Here is an 18233-nt window from a genome sequence, read left to right as displayed (position 1 = left end):
TCAAACTGTTCCGCTTTCGTTCGCTATTCCCCATCGAATCGGCTAGGCTCCCGCGCATGAACGAGATCGCCTTCACCTTGCTGGAGCGCCCGATAACCTGGGCCGAGGTCATCATCGGCTTCGGGGCCCTGAGCCTTGTGCTGCTGATGCTGGCTGTCATCGCCGGCTGGCGTGGCGGCAAGAGCCGCGCGATCGAGGCTGCGATGGCGACTGAGCGCGCCCGCGAGATGGACGACAAGGTCGCGGAGATGAACCGGCAGCAGGCAGAGCTCGCCGGCCGGATGCAGTCGATGGCCGAGATCCTCTCGACAAGGCAGGGCGACCTCGCGCGACTTGTCGCCGACCGCATGGACGGGTTGAGCCACAAGGTCGGGCAAGGACTGGAACGGAACGTCCAGCAGACCACCGAGAGCCTCGGCAAGCTGCAGGAGCGGCTGGCGGTGATCGACTCAGCCCAGAAGAACCTGACGGACCTCACCTCGGAGGTCGTGACGCTCCGCGATGTGCTCGCCAACAAGCAGGCGCGCGGCGCCTATGGCCAGGGCCGGATGGAGGCGATCATCCGCGACGGCCTGCCCGCCGCCTTCTTCGCTTTCCAACCCCAGCTCTCGAACGGCAAGCGGCCGGACTGTCTCGTTACCCTCCCTGGCGATGGGCGCGGCCTCGTCATCGATGCCAAGTTCCCGCTGGAGAGCTTCACGCTGCTGCGCGAGGCACGCGGCGACGAGGCTAGGAAGGCCGCCGGCCAGCGCGTGCGCAGCGATGTCGGCGTGCATGTGAAGGATATCGCCGAGCGCTACTTCCTGCCGGGCGAGACGCAGGACCTGGCGCTGCTCTTCGTGCCGTCGGAATCGATCTATGCCGATCTGCACGAGCATTTCGACGATGTCGTGCAGCGGGCGCACCGGGCGCGCATCATGATCGTCTCGCCCTCGCTGCTGGCGTTGGCGATCCAGCTGATGCAGTCGCTGGTGCGCGATGCGCGGATGCGCGAAGAGGCGCAGGTCATCCAGACCGAGGTCGGCAAGCTGCTCGACGATGTGCGCCGTCTCGGCGAGCGCGTCGACAAGCTCGACAATCATTTCCGGCAGGCGCAGGACGATGTCGGCCAGATCAAGACCTCGGCCGGCAAGGTGACGAGCCGTGCCGAGAAGATCGGCGCGCTCGATTTCGACGACGAGAAGAGCGAGCCGAAACTACCCTTCGCCAAGGGTCTGGAGCTGAAGCGCGCCGCCGAATAGCGGCCTCACGCTCCCCTTCCGAGAACAGCAATCATAGATTGCCATCAGCAATAATATACAACCCTAAGCATAATTCAGACCTCCGGTTGCGGCAGCGCAACTCATGCGTGCCAGCCCCCCGCTTTCCGTTAGAGCAACCTTAAGAATTCTCTGAAAATTTCAGGAGAAATCGCAGCCCAAATACAGTCGCCTGTCATGATTCGAACCGGACGAGCCCGACGATTGCCTGAAAAATAGGCATGCCTGAATAGACCCTCACCACTCTCCTCATCATCGCGGCCTCTTCCCGGAAAGTTCATCATGGCCCTGAGCATCAAGACCAAGCTGGCGGGCGCGCTCGTCGCTCTGACTCTCTGCGTCCTCGTCGTCGGCGCCTGTGGTTTCATGGCCCTTCGATCCGTCACGCAGCGCATCGATGAAGTGGTCCAGAACAACGTCATCCCGATGGAGCAGTTGCGGACCGTCAGCGATATGTATGCGGTCAACATCGTCGACACGATCTGGAAGGCACAGAGCAACCAGATCACCTGGACGAGCGCGCTGAAGAGCGTTCAGGACGCGGTGGGGAACATCGACAAGGGCTGGAAGGCCTATTTGCCCAGCATCACGGCCGCCGACGAGAGGCAGCTTGCCGAGCAGGCGACGGTGCTGATGAAGACCGGCGATGCCGCCGTCGCCAAGCTGATCGGTATCCTGAAGGAGCGTGACGAGAGCGCGCTGCGCATGTTCGCCACAGACGAACTCTACAAGGCGATCGATCCGATCTCGGCCGAGCTCGGGGAGCTGACCTCACTGCAGCTCTCACAGGCGCGCAGCCAGGGCCAGGAAGCCCAATCCACCGCCGGTTCCGCGAGCGTCCTGCTGCTGGTCGCCGCGGGCGGCGCCTTGCTGGTCGCAGCCCTGGCGCTGGCCTTCGTCATCGGTGGCATCGTGCGCCCGCTTGCCGGCATGACTGACGCGATGAAGCGCCTCGCCGGCGGTGAGCAGGATGTCACGGTGCCCAGCATCGGACGGCGTGACGAGATCGGCGACATGGCCGGGGCGCTGCAGATCTTCCAGGATAATGCGGCGCGTGTGCGGGCGCTCGAGGAACAGGAGCGCGCCGCTGCGGCCGCGCGCCTTGCCCGTGCACAATCGATGGAAGCGGTCGTTTCGGATGTCTCCGAGGTCGTTGCAGCGGCCGCGGCCGGCGATTTCTCGGCACGGCTCCAGATCGACGACGGCGACGAGCAGATGCAGCGACTGGTCGCCGGCATCAACGAGATCAACCGGGTCGTCGACGGCGCCACGACCGAATTCGCAGACATTCTCCAGGCGATCGCGGGCGGTGACCTGACGCGCCAGATCGGAACCGGCTATCGCGGCCGCTTCGCCGATCTCAAGGGTGCGATCAACGAGACGGTGGATCGCCTTTCGGCGACGGTCGCGACGATCCAGACCACCTCGGCCGATGTCGGGCTCGCAGCCCGCGAGATCAGCATGGGCGCCGACGATTTGTCGAAGCGCACCGAGGAGCAGGCCTCCTCGCTGGAGCAGACCGCCGCCACGACCGAGGAGCTCGCAGCCTCGGTCAAGGCCTCGGCCCAGGCTTCCCGTTCGGCGGCAACCGCGGCCGATGAGGCGGCGAGCGCCGCACGTTCGGGCGGCACCATCGCCGGCCAGGCGGTCGATGCCATGGCCCGGATCGAGACCGCCTCGCAGAAGATCTCCGACATCATCCGCGTGATCGACGACATCGCCTTCCAGACCAACCTCCTGGCGCTCAACGCGGCGGTCGAAGCGGCCCGCGCCGGCGATGCCGGCAAGGGCTTCGCCGTCGTCGCCTCGGAGGTCCGGACCCTGGCGCAGCGTTCCAGCGAAGCGGCCAAGGACATCTCCGAGCTGATCTCCTCGTCCAATGTCGAGGTCGGAGAGGGCGTGAAGCTGGTGCGCAAGGCCGGCGAATCCCTGACGCAGATTCTGGCGGCCTCGCAGAAGGTGGCGGCCACCATCGCCGACATCTCGGCGGCCTCGGGCGAGCAGGCGAACGGCATCGACGAGATGAGCCAGGCCGTCGCGCATCTCGACGAGATGACGCAGCAGAACGCAGCGCTCTCCGAGCAGAGCGCAGCCTCGGCCAACTCGCTGTCCGGCCGGATCGAACAGCTCAACGCGCTGGTCGCGACCTTCCGGACCAATCAGGGCGGCGGCGCCGTGTCGCGCGCACCCGCCTCGATCAGCTCGGCTGCATCCGAACCGGACCGTTTGCGCCAGCTCGCCGAAGCGGCTTTCCAGCAATCGCGGCGCCCCGCCGCGGCGGAAGCCAGGCCCGCCCCCGCCAAGCGCGCGGTCAATGCCCGCAACGGCAGCACCGGCTGGGAAGAGTTCTAGGCCGGCTTGCCTGTCATTCCGGGGCTTCACGCAGTGAAGAACCCGGAACCCACGACCGGGTGAGCGGTCTGCAACCGGGCATCAGATGTCCCACCCAGTCGTGGGTTCCGGGTTCGCGCCTGCGGCGCGCCCCGGAATGACAAATGGCACGGCTGCTCCCAGGCGCCTCCTGACCCGTGTCAGGAGGCGTTTTTCTGCAGGGTCGCCGACAGTTCCGGCTTCACATTCAGCGTCTGGAAGACCACGCAATAGCGCTCCGTCAGCTTGAGCAGCGTGTCGAGCTGCTCCTGCGGCGCATCGGTCTCGACGTCGAAGAAAAGACGGATCGCCTTGAAGCCGACCGCCGCATCCTTGGCCACGCCGAGCGTGCCACGGAAATCAAGATCGCCCTCGGCGCGGACAGCGCCTTTCTTCAGTTCGATCTCCAGCGCGGTCGCGACCGCCTTCAGCGTCACGCCGGCGCAAGCGACCAGCGCCTCCAGCAGCATGTCGCCGGAGCAGAGCTCGGCGCCGGAGCCGCCGGTTGCGGGATGCAGGCCGGCGAGCGCGATGGCGCGGCCGGTCTCGACCTTGCAGGCGATATGCTGGTCGTCGAGCTCGCCATGGGCCTTCAGCGTGATGACCGCGGCTTGAGGATTGGTGCGGTATTCGTCCTTGAGCGGGGCCTGCAAGGCACGCAGCGCGGTGACGTCCATGATCGTATTTCTCCTAAGGCGGCTCGCGGGGCTTGTAGCCGCTTCAGGCCGCCGCCTCCACCTCCGGTGCGGCATGCCGGGTCTCCTTTTCGAGTGCCCGGCGCAACTCGCGGCGCAGGGTGACGAAGCCGACGGAGCCCTCGTCACGCGGGCGCGCCAGCAGGTTGTCGAGGCTGAAGGCGACAGGCCCCGGCTGCCGCGGCAGGACGTGGATGCGATCGGCCAGGCGCAGCGCCTCCTCGACGGAGCCCGTGGCGATGACGACGGCAGGGCGCGCCTGCGTACGGAGTTCCGGCAGGAAGGCAGCGAGCCGCGCTCGCGCCTCGGCATCGAGGGCCGAAAAGGGCTCGTCGACCAGCAGCAGGCGCGGCCTGACCAGCAGGAGCCGGGCAATGGCGAGCCGCAGCAACCCCTCCGGCGAGAGTTCAGCCGGACGCTGCTTTGCCTGCCCGGCGAGGCCGAGGCGGACCAGCACATTGGCGATCAGGCCCTCGCGCTCGAACGGCGTCGCATTCGGCAGGGCGAAAGCGAGATTCTCGGTGAGATCGAGCCAGGCAAAGAAACGCGGCCGGGCGCAGAGCAGGCCGATCTCGGCCGTCGGCAACGCTCCCTCGTCCGCTTGCAGGCCGGCGAAGGCGCGCAACGCCGCCTTCCGCGCCTCGGACGAACCGAGCAGGGCGACGATCTCGCCGGCGTGGGCGCGCGGCAGGATATGTTCGAGAGTGCGGGAGACATCGTGAAGAACTGCCGACATCGCTGGCTCCACCCATGACAAAGCGGAAGGAGCGCCGACGGCATCAGCCGTCCCGTCGTCCCGCGCTTTAGCTGCATTTGTTTCGCGCCCGCAAGCTGAGGCTCAAATCGGCGCGTGTCCTCTTCTAAGGTCTAAGCGTCCGTTTTGTCAAACGACACTCACCACCACATACCGGCGGTCTCGGCCGCCTTCTCCTGATGCGGAGCCTCGTCGCGCAAGGAGCGATCGAGCGCACGCAGCGCCTCGCGCTTCGTCGCCTCGAAGGCCGGTGAGAGCCGGTCGCGCGGGCGGGCGAGCGGATTGTCGAGCTCGTCGAAGATGCGGCCGGGCTTGGGCTGCATCACGACGATGCGGTCGGCCAGCGTCACGGCCTCCTCGACATCGTGCGTGACCATCACCACGGTCGGGCGGCTCTCCTGCCAGAGCGCCAGCAGATGACCGTGCAGGCTCGCCCGCGTCGTGGCGTCGAGCGCCGAGAAGGGTTCGTCCATCAGCAGGAGCTTCGGCCGGGTGACGAGCGCGCGCGCGATGGCGACGCGCTGCTGCTGGCCACCGGAGAGCTCGCGCGGCCAGCGTTTCTCGTGGCCGGCGAGCCCGACGCGGGCCAGCGCATTGGTCACCAGCCCCTCGCGCTCGAAGGCGGAGAGATGCGACAGCCCGAAGCCGGTATTATCGGCCACGTTGAGCCAGGGGAAGAGCCGCGGCTCCTGGAAGATGACGCCGACATCGGCGCGCGGCTCGGCGATTGCCTCGCCATCGAGGCGGATCGCGCCATCGCTGGGACGGTCGAGCCCGGCGACAAGCCGCAGCAAGGTGGTCTTGCCGCAGCCTGAACCGCCGAGCAGGGCGACGATCTCGCCGCGCCCGACATCGAGCGTGATCGCCGAGAGGGCGCGCGTGCCGTCGGCATAGGTCTTGGAGAGCCGGTCGAAACTCAGCACCGGGGCGCCCCTCAAAGCTTGTCGCGCGCCGTATCCTGCCAGGCGAGGAAAGGCCGCGTGATGGCGACGAGCAGACCGTCCGCCAGCTTGCCGAGCACGGCGAAGCTGATGATGGCCGCGATGATGGTGTCGGGACGGCCGAGCTGCTGGCCGTCCACGAGCAGATAGCCCAGCCCCTCGCTCGCCCCCATGATCTCGGCCGCGACCACGAACATGAAGCCGAGGCCGAGCCCGGAACGCAAAGCCGTGACCCAGGCCGGCAGGATCGCCGGCAGCAGGACGCGGCGGACCATGGCGAGGCGCGAGAGGCGGAAGACGCGGCCGACCTCGACGATCTTGCGGTCGATGCCCTGGATCGCCGCGGCAACGCCGAGATAGACCGGGAAGAAGACGCCGACGGCGATCAGCGCGACCTTCGAGGCCTCGAAGATGCCGAGCCAGAGGATGAAGAGCGGCACCCAGGCGATCGAGGGGATCGCCCGCAGCGCCTGCAAGGTTGGATCGAGCAGGCTGCGAGCGACGGGCAGAGCCCCAGTGAGCGCGCCGAGCACCGTGCCGGCAAGCGCACCCAAGCCGAAGCCAGCGGCGACCCGCCAGAGCGTCGCACCCGCATGGGTCAGAAGCTCGCCCGAGGCGGCGAGGCCCCAGAGCGTGCGGCCGACGACGCTGGGCGGCGGCATCAGGCGGCCATTGGCGATGCCGGCCGCGACGAGCCCTTCCCAGAGGATGGCCAGCACGACCGGCAGGACGAAACCGGCGATCGCCAGCCGATAGGAGCGGCGCGGGGCGGCTGGGCGCCGCTCCGGCTCGTCCACGACGGCTGTGATCTCCAGGACGCTCATCGCCGCGCGCTTGCCCGTCAGTTGGTGGCGGCGAAGCGCCGGTCGATCAGGCTGTCGACGGCCGCCTTCACATCGGTCGTGGCCGGCAGGACACCGGCCTCCTTCAGCGCGAGCCCGGCGGCGGTGATGGTATCGACCTGCGCCTGGCGGATCGCCGAATGAGTCAGTTCGGTGCGGGTGAGCTGGCGCTCGATCACCGGTTCGGAAAGCTTGGTGTACTCGATCAGGACCTTCTTGAGTTCGGCCGGGTTGGCGCGCGCATAGGCGCGGGCCTCCTCGTAGGCGGCCAGCACCTTCTTCACCAGCGCCGGGTTCTCATTGGCGAAGGCCTCGCGGACATTGAGGATGCCCCAGGTGTTGTCCTCCGCCTTGCGATAGAACAGCCTGGCGCCGCTCTCGACCTCGGCGGCGGCCATCAGCGGGTCGAGCCCGGCCCAGGCATCGACGTCGCCGCGCTCCAGCGCAAGGCGGCCATCGGCATGCTGGAGCAGGACGAGCTTGACGTCCTTTTCGGTCAGCTTGGCATCGGCGAGCGCCCGGACGAGGAAGATATGCGGATCGGTGCCACGGGTGACGGCGACGCGCTTGCCCTTGAGATCGGCAACCTTGGTGATCTCGCTCTTGGCGCCAGTGACCAGCGCCGTCCATTCCGGCCGGGAATAGACATAGATCGACTTGATCGGGTTGCCGTTGATCTTGCCGATCAGCGCGGCGGCGCCGGCGGTCGAGCCGAAATCGATCGAGCCGGCATTGAGGAATTCGAGGGCCTTGTTCGATCCAGCGGACAGGACCCAGCGCACCTTGATGCCGTCGGCCTCAAGCGCCTTCTCGAGGATGCCGCGCTCCTTCAGCACGAGACTGACGGGATTGTAGGTCGCGTAGTCGATCCGGATTTCCTTGGGCGCCTGCGCGAAAGCCGGCGCGGCAAGGGCGGCGGCGGCAACAAAAGCGAGCGCAAGGCGGCGGGTGATGCTGGTCATGGGGCCTATCCCTCTGTCGATGGTGCGAGGGATCGGGACGGGTGGCGTCCTGGGCCCCACGCTTTAGCTGCACTTGTTTCGCGCCCGCAAGCTGGTGGCTCAAATCGGCGCGTATCCGACCTATAGGTCCGATCGTTCTGTTTGTCAAACAACACGTGCGGCGGTGTTTTTATCTTAATTTCACATTAATAGATGTTTAATTTTATCCTCTCCCTGCCCCCTCGCCCATGTTACGAAAGGCGATGCTCGCCGGACCGGAGCCTTCGTGACCACGCCTCCCGCCAAGCCCGCCCTGTCGCTCGCCGAGATGCTGCATAGCCCCGAGGCCGGGATCGCGCGGCTGTTCGAGACCATCAGCCGGCGGGACAAGGCGCAGATGCGGCAAGCCCTGGTCACCGGGCTCAGGCAGGTGCTCGACGAAGGCCACGCCTCCGCGCGGGCGATCCTGGCGGGGCCGCGCGCCGGCCTGGCCTGCGCGCATCGGCTCTCGGCAGTGATGGATGCCGTGGTGCTGGGGCTGCACAGCGCGGCGACCGCCTATTTCTATCCGGCCGACAACCCCTCGCAGTCCGAGCGGATCGCAGTCGTCGCCGTCGGCGGCTATGGGCGCGGCACGCTGGCGCCGGGCTCGGATGTCGATCTGCTCTTCCTGTTCCCGCACAAGCAGACGGCCTGGGGCGAGAGCGTCATCGAATCGATGCTTTATCCCCTCTGGGACCTGAAGCTGAAAACCGGCCATTCCGTGCGCTCGATCGACGATTGCGTGCGCGAGGCCCGCGCCGACATGACGATCCGCACCGCCCTGCTGGAAGCGCGCTTCCTGGTGGGGGACCGTTCGCTGTTCGACGAGATGGTCAGCCGCTTCGATGCGGAGGTCGTCGAGGGCACGGCCCAGGCCTTCACCGAGGCCAAGCTTGCCGAGCGCGAACTCAGGGTGCAGCGGGCCGGCGCCTCGCGCTATCTGGTCGAGCCGAACGTCAAGGATGGCAAGGGGGGCTTGCGCGACCTCAACACGCTGTTCTGGATCGCGAAATATTCCTACCGCGTCCAGGACGTGCGCGAGCTCGTCGAGGCCGGGCTGTTCGACCAGCAGGAATTGCAGATGTTCCAGCGCTCGGAGGAATTCCTCTGGCGCGTGCGCTGCTGGCTGCATTTCATCACCGGCCGGGCCGAGGAGCGATTGTCCTTCGATCTGCAAAGGCAGGTCGCAGCCGAGATCGGCTATGCCGGACGCAGCGGGCAGGCGCCGGTCGAGCGCTTCATGAAGGCCTACTTCCTGATCGCCAAGGATGTCGGCGACCTCACCGCCATCGTCTGCGCCGCGCTGGAGGCGCGCCAGCAGAAGCCGCGCGCCACCCTCTCACGGCTGTTCGACACGCTCGCCAAGCGCAAGCGCGAACGCTCGCTCGGCCATCCCGATTTCAAGCTGACGAGCCAGCGCCTCGATGTCGTCGACGACAGTGCCTTCGAGCGCGATCCGGTCAACCTGCTCCGGCTCTATGCCATCGCCAGCCGCGAGGACCTCGCCATCCACCCGGATGCCAGCCGCCTCGTGACGCAGTCCCTCCGTCTTATCACGCCCGGCCTGCGCAACGAGCCGGAAGCCAACCGCATCTTCCTGGAGATCCTGACCGGCCGGCGCTCCCCCGAGGTCGTGCTCAGGCGCATGAACGAATCCGGGCTGCTCGGCCGCTTCGTCCCGGATTTCGGCCGCATCGTCGCGATGATGCAGTTCAACATGTACCACCACTACACGGTGGACGAGCACCTGATCCGCGCCATGGGCGTGCTGGCCGAGATCGATGCCGGCGTGCTGGAAGCCGAGCATCCGCTCGCCAACGAGATCATGCCGACCATCGCCAACCGGCGGGCGCTCTATGTCGCGCTCTTCCTGCACGACATCGCCAAGGGCCGGCCGGAGGACCATTCGATCGCGGGAGCCAGGATCGCCCGCAAGCTCGGCCCGCGCTTCGGCCTGACACCGGCGCAGACGGAAACCGTGGCCTGGCTGGTCGAGCATCATCTGGACATGTCGACGGTGGCGCAGAGCCGCGATCTCGGCGACCCCAAGACGATCGAGAGCTTCGCCGCCACCGTGCAGACGCTGGAGCGGCTGAAGCTGCTACTCGTCCTCACCGTCGCCGACATCAAGGCGGTCGGGCCCGGCGTCTGGAACGGCTGGAAGGGCCAGTTGCTGCGCACGCTCTATTACGAGACCGAGCTTGTTCTCACCGGCGGCCATTCGGCGGTCGAGCGCAAGGCGCGCGTGGCGATGAAGCAGGACGAATTGCGCCGTCGCCTCGCCGACTGGAGCACCGAGGAACGCGACGCCTATGTCGCGCGGCACTACCCCGCCTACTGGATCAAGGTCGATCCGGACGAGCAGGAGAAGCACGCGCGCTTCCTGCGCGAGGCCGAACAGGCCGGGCGCACCACGGCGACCATCGTCGAGACCGACAAGTTCCGCGGCGTGACCGAGCTCACCGTGCTCGCGCCCGACCATCCGCGCCTGCTCGCCATCGTCACCGGCGCCTGCGCCGCGGCCGGCGGCAACATCGTCGATGCGCAGATCTTCACCACCAGCGACGGGCTCGTGCTCGACACGATCTCGGTCTCGCGCGCCTTCGACCGCGACGATGACGAGTTGCGCCGGGCCGAGCGCATCGCCGCCGCGATCGAGCGGGCCTTGAAGGGCGAGATCAAGATCGCCGATCTCGTGGCGCAGCGCCGGGCTCCGCCGCCGCGCGGCCAGACCTTCCAGGTCGAGCCCGAGGTGGTGATCGACAATGTTCTCTCGGCCCGCCACACGGTGCTGGAGGTCTCCGGCCTCGACCGGCCGGGCCTGCTCTACGACCTCACCACGGCGATTGGTAAGCTCAACCTCAACATCGCCTCGGCCCATATCGCGACCTTCGGCGAGAAGGCGGTCGACGTGTTCTACGTCACCGACCTGACCCATGCGAAGATCGTCACGACCGGCCGGCAACTGACGATCCGCAAGGCGCTCATCGACGTCTTCAAGTTCGAGGCCGAGAAGCCGGCGGCGGCCAAGGCGAAAGTGCCGGCCCGCGCTTGATTTAAACGACCATAAGGCCGATATCCGGCACGAACGCGGCTGCAACCCGGCATGACCGGCCTGGCCCCGCAAGGGGCGGCGCAGCCAGCCAGTAAAGGGACGTGACGATAAAATGACGCAGAACCCTGCGACGGAAGACCCCAACCTCGAAGCCGGCGCGGACGCGCCCGAGCAGGTGGCCACCGCCGAGACAGGCCTCGCGGCGCAGCTCGCCAAGCTCCAGGCCGAACGCGACGACCTCAAGGACAAGCTGCTGCGCACGCTCGCCGAGATGGAGAACCTGCGCCGCCGCACCGAGCGCGAGATCGCCGATGCCAAGGCCTATGCCGTGACCAGCTTCGCCCGCGACATGCTCGGCTCCTCCGACAACCTGCGCCGGGCGCTGGAAAGCCTGCCGGCCGACGCGATGAAGACGGTCGACGCCGCGGTGAAGGCGCTGCATGAAGGCGTCGAATTGACCGAGCGCGAACTGCTCAAGACGCTGGAGCGCCACGGCGTGCGCCGGATCGATCCGCAAGGCGAGAAATTCGACCCCAACCTGCACCAGGCGATGTTCGAAGCGCCCGACGCCACTATCGCCAAGGGGCTGGTCTCGAAGGTCGTGCAGATCGGCTACAAGATCGGCGAGCGCGTGCTGCGTCCGGCCCTGGTCGGCGTCTCGGCCGGAGCCCCGAAGGCCCCGGACGCGCCGGCCGGCGAACCGACCCAGCACTGACGCCGTGTTCGAGGCCGCCGGCGTCGCCATCTTCGCGCTGACCGGCGCCCTCGTCGCCGCCCGCAAGGGCATGGACCCGTTCGGCTTCATCCTGCTGGCGACCGTCACCGGCGTCGGCGGCGGCACGTTGCGCGACGTCCTGCTCGGGCGCGGCATCTTCTGGGTGCGCGACCCCAGCGACGTCATCGTCTGCACCACGGTCGCGCTCTGTGCCTGGGGGCTGGCCTATATCCGGCCCGGCGTGCTCGAAGGCTGGGCCGGACGCAAGCTGCTGCTCTGGGCCGACGCCGCCGGCCTCTCGCTCTTCGCCGTGGTCGGCACGCTCAAGGGCCTCGATGCGGCCGCGCCCGTGCTTTCGGCCGTCGCGCTCGGCGCGATGACCGCGACCTTCGGCGGAATCCTGCGCGACATCCTCGCCGGCGACCGACCGATGGTGCTGTGGAGCCGCGATTTCTACGTCACCGCCGCGACCGCAGGCGCCGCCATGACGGCGCTGCTCACCGGGCTCGGCTTCTCCGGACCGATCGTTATGCTCGGGGGCATTGCAGCCTGTTTCGGCCTGCGGGCGGGGTCGCTGCTGTTCGGCTGGTCGTTCCCGAACCTGCCCGGCAAAGCGCAGGATTAGGCCTTCGGCTTCGTCACCCGCCGCATCGTCAGGTTGATCCGCCCGCCCTCCGGCAACAGCGTCGAGGACCCGGTCAGGATGCGGTCGATGCCGTGATAGGCGAGCCGCGCCTCGCCACCGAAGAGCAGCACGTCGCCCGAGGCGAGCTTGAGCGAGGTCGTCTTGCCGCCGCGTGTCGTGCCGCCGATGCGGAAGAGCGCGGCATCGCCGAGCGAAACCGACAGGACCGGGGCATCGAAATCCTGCTCGTCGCGGTCCTGATGCAGGCCCATCTTGGCGCCGGCCGCATAGAAATTGACCAGGCAGGCCTCGGGCGGATGCGGATAGCCGGCCAGTTCCCGCCAGAGATCGAGCAGGGGCGCCGGCATGATCGGCCAGGGCTCGCCCGTCTCGGGGTGTTCGGGCTGGTAGCGGTAGCCCCGCTCGTCAGAGACCCAGCCGAGCGAACCGCAATTGGTCATGCGGACCGAAAAGGGCGTACCGCTCTTCGGCATGCGCGGCTGGAAGAACGGCGCCTTGCGCGCGACCGCGCGCAGTTCCGCCACCAGCGCCGCCTGCTCCTCCGGCGCCAGCTTACCCGGCCAGTGGACGACGCCCGGCGCGACAGTGACGCGGGTCATGGTCAGAGCGCGTCGAGGCCGAGCACGTCGGCCATGGAGTAAAGCCGCGCTTCACGCCCCCTGCCCCAGAGCGCGGCCTTGACCGCGCCTTGCGCGAACAGGCTGCGGTCCTCCGCGACATGCGCGAGTTCGAGCCGCTCGCCGCTACCTGCGAAGATCACCTTGTGATCGCCGATGACGGTGCCGCCACGCAGGGCCGCGAAGCCGATCGTGCCGGGCTCGCGCGCGCCGGTGATGCCGTCGCGGCCGGCAACGCGCGCCTTTGCGAGATCGACGGCACGGCCCTCGGCCGCCGCCTCGCCGAGCAGGACGGCGGTGCCGGAGGGCGCATCGACCTTCATGCGGTGATGCATCTCGACGATCTCGATGTCCCAGTCCGTGCCGAGCGTCGCCGCGACCTTGCGCACCAGCGCCGCCAGCAGGTTGACGCCGAGGCTCATGTTGCCGGAGCGGATGATCGGGGTGCGCTTCGCCGCCTCGGCCAGTTCAGCGAGATGCGCGGGCTCCAGCCCGGTCGTGCCGACGACATGGAGGATGCCGACCTCGGCGGCGAGCTTGGCGAAAGCGACCGTCGCGTCCGGCGCGGTGAAATCGAGAACGCCGTCGGCCGCCGCGAAGGCCGCGGCGGCATCGCTCGTCACCTTGACGCCGGAGGCCGGGAGGCCGGCGAGAATGCCCGCGTCATCCCCGAGCGCGGCGGAGCCAGGGCGCTCGATCGCGGCGACGAGCGTGCAACCTTCAGCCTGATCGATGGCGCGGATCAGCATCCGGCCCATCCGCCCGGCGGCACCGACGACGACGAGACGCATATCACTCATGGAAGGCGGGCTCCGGGCTGGTTCTGCGGCGAAGGCAGATGTCTTCGCCAGTAGCGCAATAGGCTTCGCTCCGCCAGCGGCCCACCCGAAAGCCGGACACAGCAAAACGGCCGGGTTGCCCCGGCCGTTTCTCATTCTCTCACGCTGTCGGCGCTCAGGCCGCCTGCTGGATGCCCGAGAGCTTCCAGGCGCCGCCGCGCTCGCGCACGAAGGTCCAGTACTCGCTGACCTCCTGAGCCTGCGTGGCATTGCCATCGACGATCTTGCCGTTCTTGCGGTCATAGGCCGCGTTGATCAGGCTGAAGCGCATCGCGACGGTGGCGTAATCGACATCGCCCTCGTGCCAGGCCTGCGACAGGTCGCCCTGCAGCAGCTTGACGTCGGAGACGCGGTCGGCGACGCCGCGGCGGGCGTTGTCGCTGAGATCCTCGTCGAAGTAGCCGAACATCTCGGGCGTCGTCCGCTGACGCAGGCCGGCCTCGTCCTCGTTCGAGTAGGCGGTGTTGATCTCGCCGAGCAGGCGCTCGAACGCGTTGAAATCATCACCCGAAAGCTCGATCGGCTGCGGCTGCACGGCGGCAGCGGCCGCACCACCACCGAAACCACCCATGCGCGCGGCGGCAGGCTGCGGCTGCGGCGCATCATAGCCCTGACGGGCATAGGGCGCGCCCGCGCCGGCGAGCTGCGGCTCGGAACGGCGGCGGAAGAAGCGGATGGCGAGCATGATGATGCCGGCGATCAGACCGATCTGCAGCAGGAAGCCGAGCATGCCGGCGAGCGAGGCCAGGCCGCTGAAGAAGCCCGAGCCCGAGAGCAGGCCGAACAGGCCCGCGCCGAGCAGGCCGGCGCCGATGCCCATCATCATGTTGCGCGCGAAGGACGGGCGAGCGGCCTGCGCCGCCGCACCGGCGGCAGCGGGGCCAGCCATGGACGGCGAAGCCGGCGAAGCCGGAGCCGAGCGCTGGAAAGTCTGGGCGCCACCCGGCGTCGTATTGGTCGACGGCGGCGCGCTATTGGTGAACGACCCACGGCTGCCCGAGCTGCGGCCACCGCCCGGACGGGCTTCGGCAACGAGCGGCACGAGCAACAGGGCCCCGGCGACCAGGGCGACGGCACGTCCACGACGGGCGAGCGAAATCAGAGACATTGTTCCTCCCGGAGCCCACCACGGGCCCACCGTCCGACAATATGGAGAGAGCCCGCATCCGACGCAAGGCCCCTCCCGGCTAACAGTCTGAAATGCCTTACTATTTCAAATCGACACATAATTATTCGTTGCAATCGGACCGATATGATAGGCTGACGAACCGCTTCGCCCGACGAGACGCGGGGAGAGAGCCATGACCGGATCCGGACCGAGGCCTCACCGACACCGCATGCTGAGCTGGATGCTCGCGCTCGCGGTCTTGTTCCTTATCAGCGAAGCGGCGGCCGCAGGGGAACCAGCTCTCGCGCTGGACAGGCCCCGCCTCGCGCAGGCGCCGGAGCCGCTCTGCTTCTGCTGGAACGACGGCCGCAAGATCGCCGAAGGTTCCAAGTCCTGCATCAGGACCACGCAGGGGCGACGGCTCGCGACCTGTGGGCGCGTCGTCAACATGATGTCCTGGGAAGTGACGGAAACCGCCTGCCCGGAAAGCTGATCCCGCGCCATCCTGAAACTGCCAGCACAAACAAAAGCGCCGCCGGGATTGGTCCCGGCGGCGCTGTTTTTCATAGCTCTTGTGGTCCTAGCGACTTCGAGACTGACCCGTTGTCAGAACGCTCCCAGAACGATCGCCATCATGAAAACGAAGGCCGCACCCATGATCAATCGGTCGAGACGTAGCGTGACACTCATCACACCCTCCTGTGTCATTGACCTGTCGTGGAGGCTAACAGAACTGACGAAGGCCGCAAGGGGGCGGCATCGTGGCGCGCCCCGGGCGGAGGCTAGATCACCCTTAATCATCGGTTAAATCATTGAATAGATTTGGGGATATTTCTGGCTGCGCGATTTCGCCGCGAGCACTCTCCAAGGCACTGCCACGCCTTCGCCATGGTTCGACCTGCGAGCCCCGAGAGCTCGTCTTCGCGACATCCTGAAAGCGCCTCCGTGCTGCCGAAACGGCACCGGTTAAGGCCGGAAACGGCGCATTAAGGCCCGGTTCACCACGGTACCAAAGTTAATCCGCCTGTGGCGGCCAGGGCGCAGTCGGTTGAGAAACCGTTCACCAAGCGGTTCGCATTTGAATGGTCATGCGACGCGCTCATCTCGCCCTCATCGCACTCGGCATCGTCGGCGCAGCCGGCCTTGCGGGCTGCGGCAAGTTCCAGAAGCCGCAACGCGCCGCCTGGCGCGACCAGGCGGAGGCCGCCTGCATGGCCGCGCGTCAGGTGCAGATCTCGTCCTATGTCAGCCTGCGCGGCAAGGCGATCGACGGGCCCGGCACCTGCGGCATGCAGCAACCGCTGAAGGTCTCGGCCTTCTCCAACGGCGGCATCGGGCTGACAAGTTCGGCCACCCTCTCCTGCCCGGTCGTCGCGACCACCGACAAGTGGCTGGCCGAGGTGGTGCAGCCGGCCGCGATGAACGTGCTGGGAGCCCAGGTCATCGAGATGCGGGCCGGCTCCTATTCCTGCCGCGCGATGAACAACGGCACGGGCACGTCACGCACGTCGGAACATGCCTTCGGCAATGCCGTCGACGTCTTCTCCTTCCGGCTCAACGACAACCGCGTGATCACGGTGAAGGACGGCTGGCGCGGCTCGCCCGAAGAGCAGAACTTCCTGCGCGAGGTCTTCGTCGGAGCCTGCGAGCATTTTTCGACGGTGCTCGGCCCGGGCGCCGATCCGATGCATTACGACCATTTCCATATCGACCTGGCCCGGCATTCGAAGGGCCGGCACATCTGCAAGCCGGTGATCAAGTACACGCCGAACTACAACCTGCAGCCGCCGGACCCGGCACGGTCCTATTCCTCTGCCCAGACGCTGCCGCGCGGTGTGGCGCCGGCCGGCACCATGGTCGCTGGCGGCGGGCTGATGCGGCAGCCGAGCGAAGGCCTGCGTCCGCCCGGCGCCGTGCAGGGCGGCTATCCGGTCGCAAGCTACGGCCGCGGCCAGCCTCAGGGGCTCGACGCGCAGCAGCGCTTCCTGGAGCAATACGACGCGCGCCAGCGGCAGGGGCGCTACCAGCCGCAGCCCTTGCCGAGCGAGAACCGCGGACCGCTTGCCCTGCCGGGCGCTGTCGAGCCCTCGGAGGAAGAGGCCGCCTTTGGCGATGGCGGCGGCTCCGGCGTCATGGACCAGCAGGATTCCGAGGAGGCCTTGCCGATCAATCCCCGGAACGACCCCTTCGCCTATAGCTCCGGGCGCGTGCCGCCCCGGCGCTGAAGCAGTGGCTCATCATTCTCGGGCGGAGCGAAGCGCAGACCCGAGAATCTCCCGACGGACCCGCGCCGGAGCCTCCTTTGGCACGAGATGCTCGGGTCAAGCCCGAGCATGACGGCAGGCGGTGTCGAATCTCAGCGCGAAACCAGAACCTGCCGGCATTCCGGCGGCAGGGCGTCGAGCGACATCGGCGGCTTCGGCTTGGGCTTCGGACCCGGCTTGGGCTTCGGCGGATTGAAGATGGCGTCGTGCTGACGCTCGACCCAGCCGCTGAGCTCCGCCCCGCAGCCATCGCCGAAATTCGGCGGTTCCTGCCCCTGGCAGCTCGCCATGCCGGCGGGGCAGGCCAGCCGGATATGGAAATGATAGTTGTGGCCCCAGATCGGCCGCACCTTTTCCAGCCAGCTCTTGTCGGCCCCGGCCTCGCGGCAGAGTGCGACCTTGAGCGCCGGGTTGACGAAGATGCGCTCGACCTTCGGCTCGGCCGCGACAGTGCGGATCAAGCGGGTATGGGCCGGCGTCCAGTGGCGGGGATCGATATCGCGCCAGTCGGAACGGGCCATGTTGACCGCCGACATGTTCTCGCGCTGCTCGCGGTCGAGCCGGCCACGCGGCATCGGTGTCAACCAGACATCGGCATCGAGCCCGATCTGGTGCGAGGCATGGCCGGTCAACATCGGACCGCCGCGCGGCTGCGACATGTCGCCGACGAGGAGCCCCGCCCAGCCGGTGATGCGCGGCACGTCGCGGGCGAGCTTTTCCAGATAGTCGATCAAGGCGGGGTGGCCCCAGTTGCGGTTGCGATTGAGCCGCATGACCTGCCAGCTCGGCCCGTCGACCGGCAACGCCTCGGCGCCGGCCAGGCAGCCGCGTGCATAGGAGCCGATGGCACGGGCCTGCATGCTGGCCGGCTCGGTCTTCTGGCCGAAGAGCGAACGAGCGGCATCGGGCCAGGCCGCGATGTTGGCGGCGCGGGTCTTCGCCTCCTGATCCGCCGTCGACTGGGCGTGCCCTGCGGCCGGCAGGAGGGCGAACGGCACCAGAAGGGCCGCGATTCGGGAGATGCTGCGCATGGCCTGAGAATCGTCGCACCCCTCCCTCGCGGTCAAGCGCGATGGCTGGACAAGCGGCGCGGCGAATTGCAGCTTTGAGCAAAGGCGACGCGAGACGCGCCCTTCAGGGAGACC

16 protein-coding genes are annotated in these 18233 nt (G+C 67.7%); 7 read left to right on the top strand and 9 right to left on the bottom strand.

What is annotated here, in order from left to right; all coding sequences use genetic code 11:
- Positions 1-56 precede the first annotated feature (56 nt).
- Both AC07NY_RS12565 and AC07NY_RS12560 read left to right on the top strand, forming a co-directional pair.
- The gene (locus tag AC07NY_RS12565) at positions 57-1241 is read left to right on the top strand and encodes a DNA recombination protein RmuC (RefSeq protein WP_494584117.1); all 1185 of its coding nucleotides are present in this window, start codon (positions 57-59) and stop codon (positions 1239-1241) included.
- Positions 1242-1541: 300 nt separating this feature from the next.
- On the top strand, positions 1542-3611 hold the full coding sequence (locus AC07NY_RS12560; RefSeq protein WP_494584116.1) for a HAMP domain-containing methyl-accepting chemotaxis protein: 2070 nt from the start codon (positions 1542-1544) through the stop codon (positions 3609-3611).
- Between the two features lie 179 nt (positions 3612-3790).
- Here the strand turns inward: AC07NY_RS12560 and AC07NY_RS12555 are convergent, their stop codons facing one another.
- The 5 genes from AC07NY_RS12555 to AC07NY_RS12535 form a co-directional block, all read right to left on the bottom strand.
- Positions 3791-4306 carry an OsmC family protein gene (locus tag AC07NY_RS12555; protein WP_494584115.1) on the bottom strand — a complete coding sequence of 172 codons (516 nt, stop codon included), beginning with the start codon at positions 4304-4306 and terminating at the stop codon, positions 3791-3793.
- A gap of 43 nt (positions 4307-4349) precedes the next feature.
- Positions 4350-5060 (bottom strand): ATP-binding cassette domain-containing protein, encoded by a 711-nt coding sequence (locus AC07NY_RS12550; protein WP_494584114.1) that lies wholly within the window; start codon positions 5058-5060, stop codon positions 4350-4352.
- Positions 5061-5218: 158 nt separating this feature from the next.
- Entirely contained in the window at positions 5219-6001 is a 783-nt protein-coding gene (locus AC07NY_RS12545) for an ABC transporter ATP-binding protein (RefSeq protein WP_494584113.1), read from the bottom strand.
- 11 nt (positions 6002-6012) lie between these two features.
- A complete protein-coding gene (locus tag AC07NY_RS12540; protein WP_494584112.1) occupies positions 6013-6843 on the bottom strand; it encodes an ABC transporter permease in 831 nt (276 codons plus the stop codon).
- Positions 6844-6860: 17 nt separating this feature from the next.
- Complete coding sequence (locus AC07NY_RS12535) at positions 6861-7823, bottom strand: aliphatic sulfonate ABC transporter substrate-binding protein (RefSeq protein WP_494584111.1); 963 nt, start codon at positions 7821-7823, stop codon at positions 6861-6863.
- A gap of 307 nt (positions 7824-8130) precedes the next feature.
- Between AC07NY_RS12535 and AC07NY_RS12530 the strand changes: the two genes are divergently transcribed.
- The 3 genes from AC07NY_RS12530 (at position 8131) to AC07NY_RS12520 (ending at position 12239) form a co-directional block, all read left to right on the top strand.
- Entirely contained in the window at positions 8131-10899 is a 2769-nt protein-coding gene (locus AC07NY_RS12530; RefSeq protein WP_494584673.1) for a [protein-PII] uridylyltransferase, read from the top strand.
- 112 nt (positions 10900-11011) lie between these two features.
- The gene (grpE, locus tag AC07NY_RS12525) at positions 11012-11614 is read left to right on the top strand and encodes a nucleotide exchange factor GrpE (RefSeq protein ID WP_494584110.1); all 603 of its coding nucleotides are present in this window, start codon (positions 11012-11014) and stop codon (positions 11612-11614) included.
- Between the two features lie 4 nt (positions 11615-11618).
- Complete coding sequence (locus AC07NY_RS12520; protein ID WP_494584109.1) at positions 11619-12239, top strand: trimeric intracellular cation channel family protein; 621 nt, start codon at positions 11619-11621, stop codon at positions 12237-12239.
- On the opposite strand, the gene AC07NY_RS12515 is transcribed toward AC07NY_RS12520, so the two are convergent.
- The 3 genes from AC07NY_RS12515 to AC07NY_RS12505 all read right to left on the bottom strand — a co-directional run bounded on the left by AC07NY_RS12515 (position 12236) and on the right by AC07NY_RS12505 (position 14824).
- Positions 12236-12859 (bottom strand): alpha-ketoglutarate-dependent dioxygenase AlkB family protein, encoded by a 624-nt coding sequence (locus AC07NY_RS12515; RefSeq protein ID WP_494584108.1) that lies wholly within the window; start codon positions 12857-12859, stop codon positions 12236-12238. The two genes, AC07NY_RS12520 and AC07NY_RS12515, sit on opposite strands and share 4 nt — an antisense overlap.
- 2 nt (positions 12860-12861) lie before the next feature.
- A complete protein-coding gene (gene dapB, locus AC07NY_RS12510; protein ID WP_494584672.1) occupies positions 12862-13668 on the bottom strand; it encodes a 4-hydroxy-tetrahydrodipicolinate reductase in 807 nt (268 codons plus the stop codon).
- 163 nt (positions 13669-13831) lie between these two features.
- Positions 13832-14824, bottom strand: a complete 993-nt coding sequence (locus tag AC07NY_RS12505; RefSeq protein WP_494584107.1) for a Tim44 domain-containing protein — start codon at positions 14822-14824, stop codon at positions 13832-13834.
- Positions 14825-15065: 241 nt separating this feature from the next.
- Here AC07NY_RS12505 and AC07NY_RS12500 point away from each other — a divergent pair, with 241 nt between their 5' ends.
- Entirely contained in the window at positions 15066-15317 is a 252-nt protein-coding gene (locus AC07NY_RS12500; RefSeq protein ID WP_494584106.1) for a hypothetical protein, read from the top strand.
- A 595-nt stretch (positions 15318-15912) separates the two neighbouring features.
- Positions 15913-17049 carry an extensin-like domain-containing protein gene (locus AC07NY_RS12495; RefSeq protein ID WP_494584105.1) on the top strand — a complete coding sequence of 379 codons (1137 nt, stop codon included), beginning with the start codon at positions 15913-15915 and terminating at the stop codon, positions 17047-17049.
- 131 nt (positions 17050-17180) lie between these two features.
- Here the strand turns inward: AC07NY_RS12495 and mepA are convergent, their stop codons facing one another.
- Complete coding sequence (gene mepA / locus AC07NY_RS12490; RefSeq protein WP_494584104.1) at positions 17181-18119, bottom strand: penicillin-insensitive murein endopeptidase; 939 nt, start codon at positions 18117-18119, stop codon at positions 17181-17183.
- Between the last annotated feature and the right edge of the window lie 114 nt (positions 18120-18233).

This window comes from Allobosea sp. GW821-FHT09G06, assembly GCF_059416005.1.
This window is presented reverse-complemented; position numbering and strand designations above follow the sequence as displayed.

Excerpts from the sequence above, each read along its gene's own strand:
- AC07NY_RS12550 (WP_494584114.1), bottom strand. The coding sequence starts at position 5,060 with ATGTCGGCAGTTCTTCACGATGTCTCCCGCACTCTCGAACATATCCTG.
- AC07NY_RS12505 (WP_494584107.1), bottom strand. The coding sequence starts at position 14,824 with ATGTCTCTGATTTCGCTCGCCCGTCGTGGACGTGCCGTCGCCCTGGTC.
- AC07NY_RS12530 (WP_494584673.1), top strand. The coding sequence starts at position 8,131 with ATGCTGCATAGCCCCGAGGCCGGGATCGCGCGGCTGTTCGAGACCATC.
- AC07NY_RS12495 (WP_494584105.1), top strand. The coding sequence starts at position 15,913 with ATGCGACGCGCTCATCTCGCCCTCATCGCACTCGGCATCGTCGGCGCA.
- AC07NY_RS12555 (WP_494584115.1), bottom strand. The coding sequence starts at position 4,306 with ATGGACGTCACCGCGCTGCGTGCCTTGCAGGCCCCGCTCAAGGACGAA.
- AC07NY_RS12540 (WP_494584112.1), bottom strand. The coding sequence starts at position 6,843 with ATGAGCGTCCTGGAGATCACAGCCGTCGTGGACGAGCCGGAGCGGCGC.
- AC07NY_RS12515 (WP_494584108.1), bottom strand. The coding sequence starts at position 12,859 with ATGACCCGCGTCACTGTCGCGCCGGGCGTCGTCCACTGGCCGGGTAAG.
- AC07NY_RS12565 (WP_494584117.1), top strand. The coding sequence starts at position 57 with ATGAACGAGATCGCCTTCACCTTGCTGGAGCGCCCGATAACCTGGGCC.
- dapB (WP_494584672.1), bottom strand. The coding sequence starts at position 13,668 with ATGCGTCTCGTCGTCGTCGGTGCCGCCGGGCGGATGGGCCGGATGCTG.
- AC07NY_RS12500 (WP_494584106.1), top strand. The coding sequence starts at position 15,066 with ATGCTCGCGCTCGCGGTCTTGTTCCTTATCAGCGAAGCGGCGGCCGCA.
- AC07NY_RS12560 (WP_494584116.1), top strand. The coding sequence starts at position 1,542 with ATGGCCCTGAGCATCAAGACCAAGCTGGCGGGCGCGCTCGTCGCTCTG.
- AC07NY_RS12535 (WP_494584111.1), bottom strand. The coding sequence starts at position 7,823 with ATGACCAGCATCACCCGCCGCCTTGCGCTCGCTTTTGTTGCCGCCGCC.
- mepA (WP_494584104.1), bottom strand. The coding sequence starts at position 18,119 with ATGCGCAGCATCTCCCGAATCGCGGCCCTTCTGGTGCCGTTCGCCCTC.
- grpE (WP_494584110.1), top strand. The coding sequence starts at position 11,012 with ATGACGCAGAACCCTGCGACGGAAGACCCCAACCTCGAAGCCGGCGCG.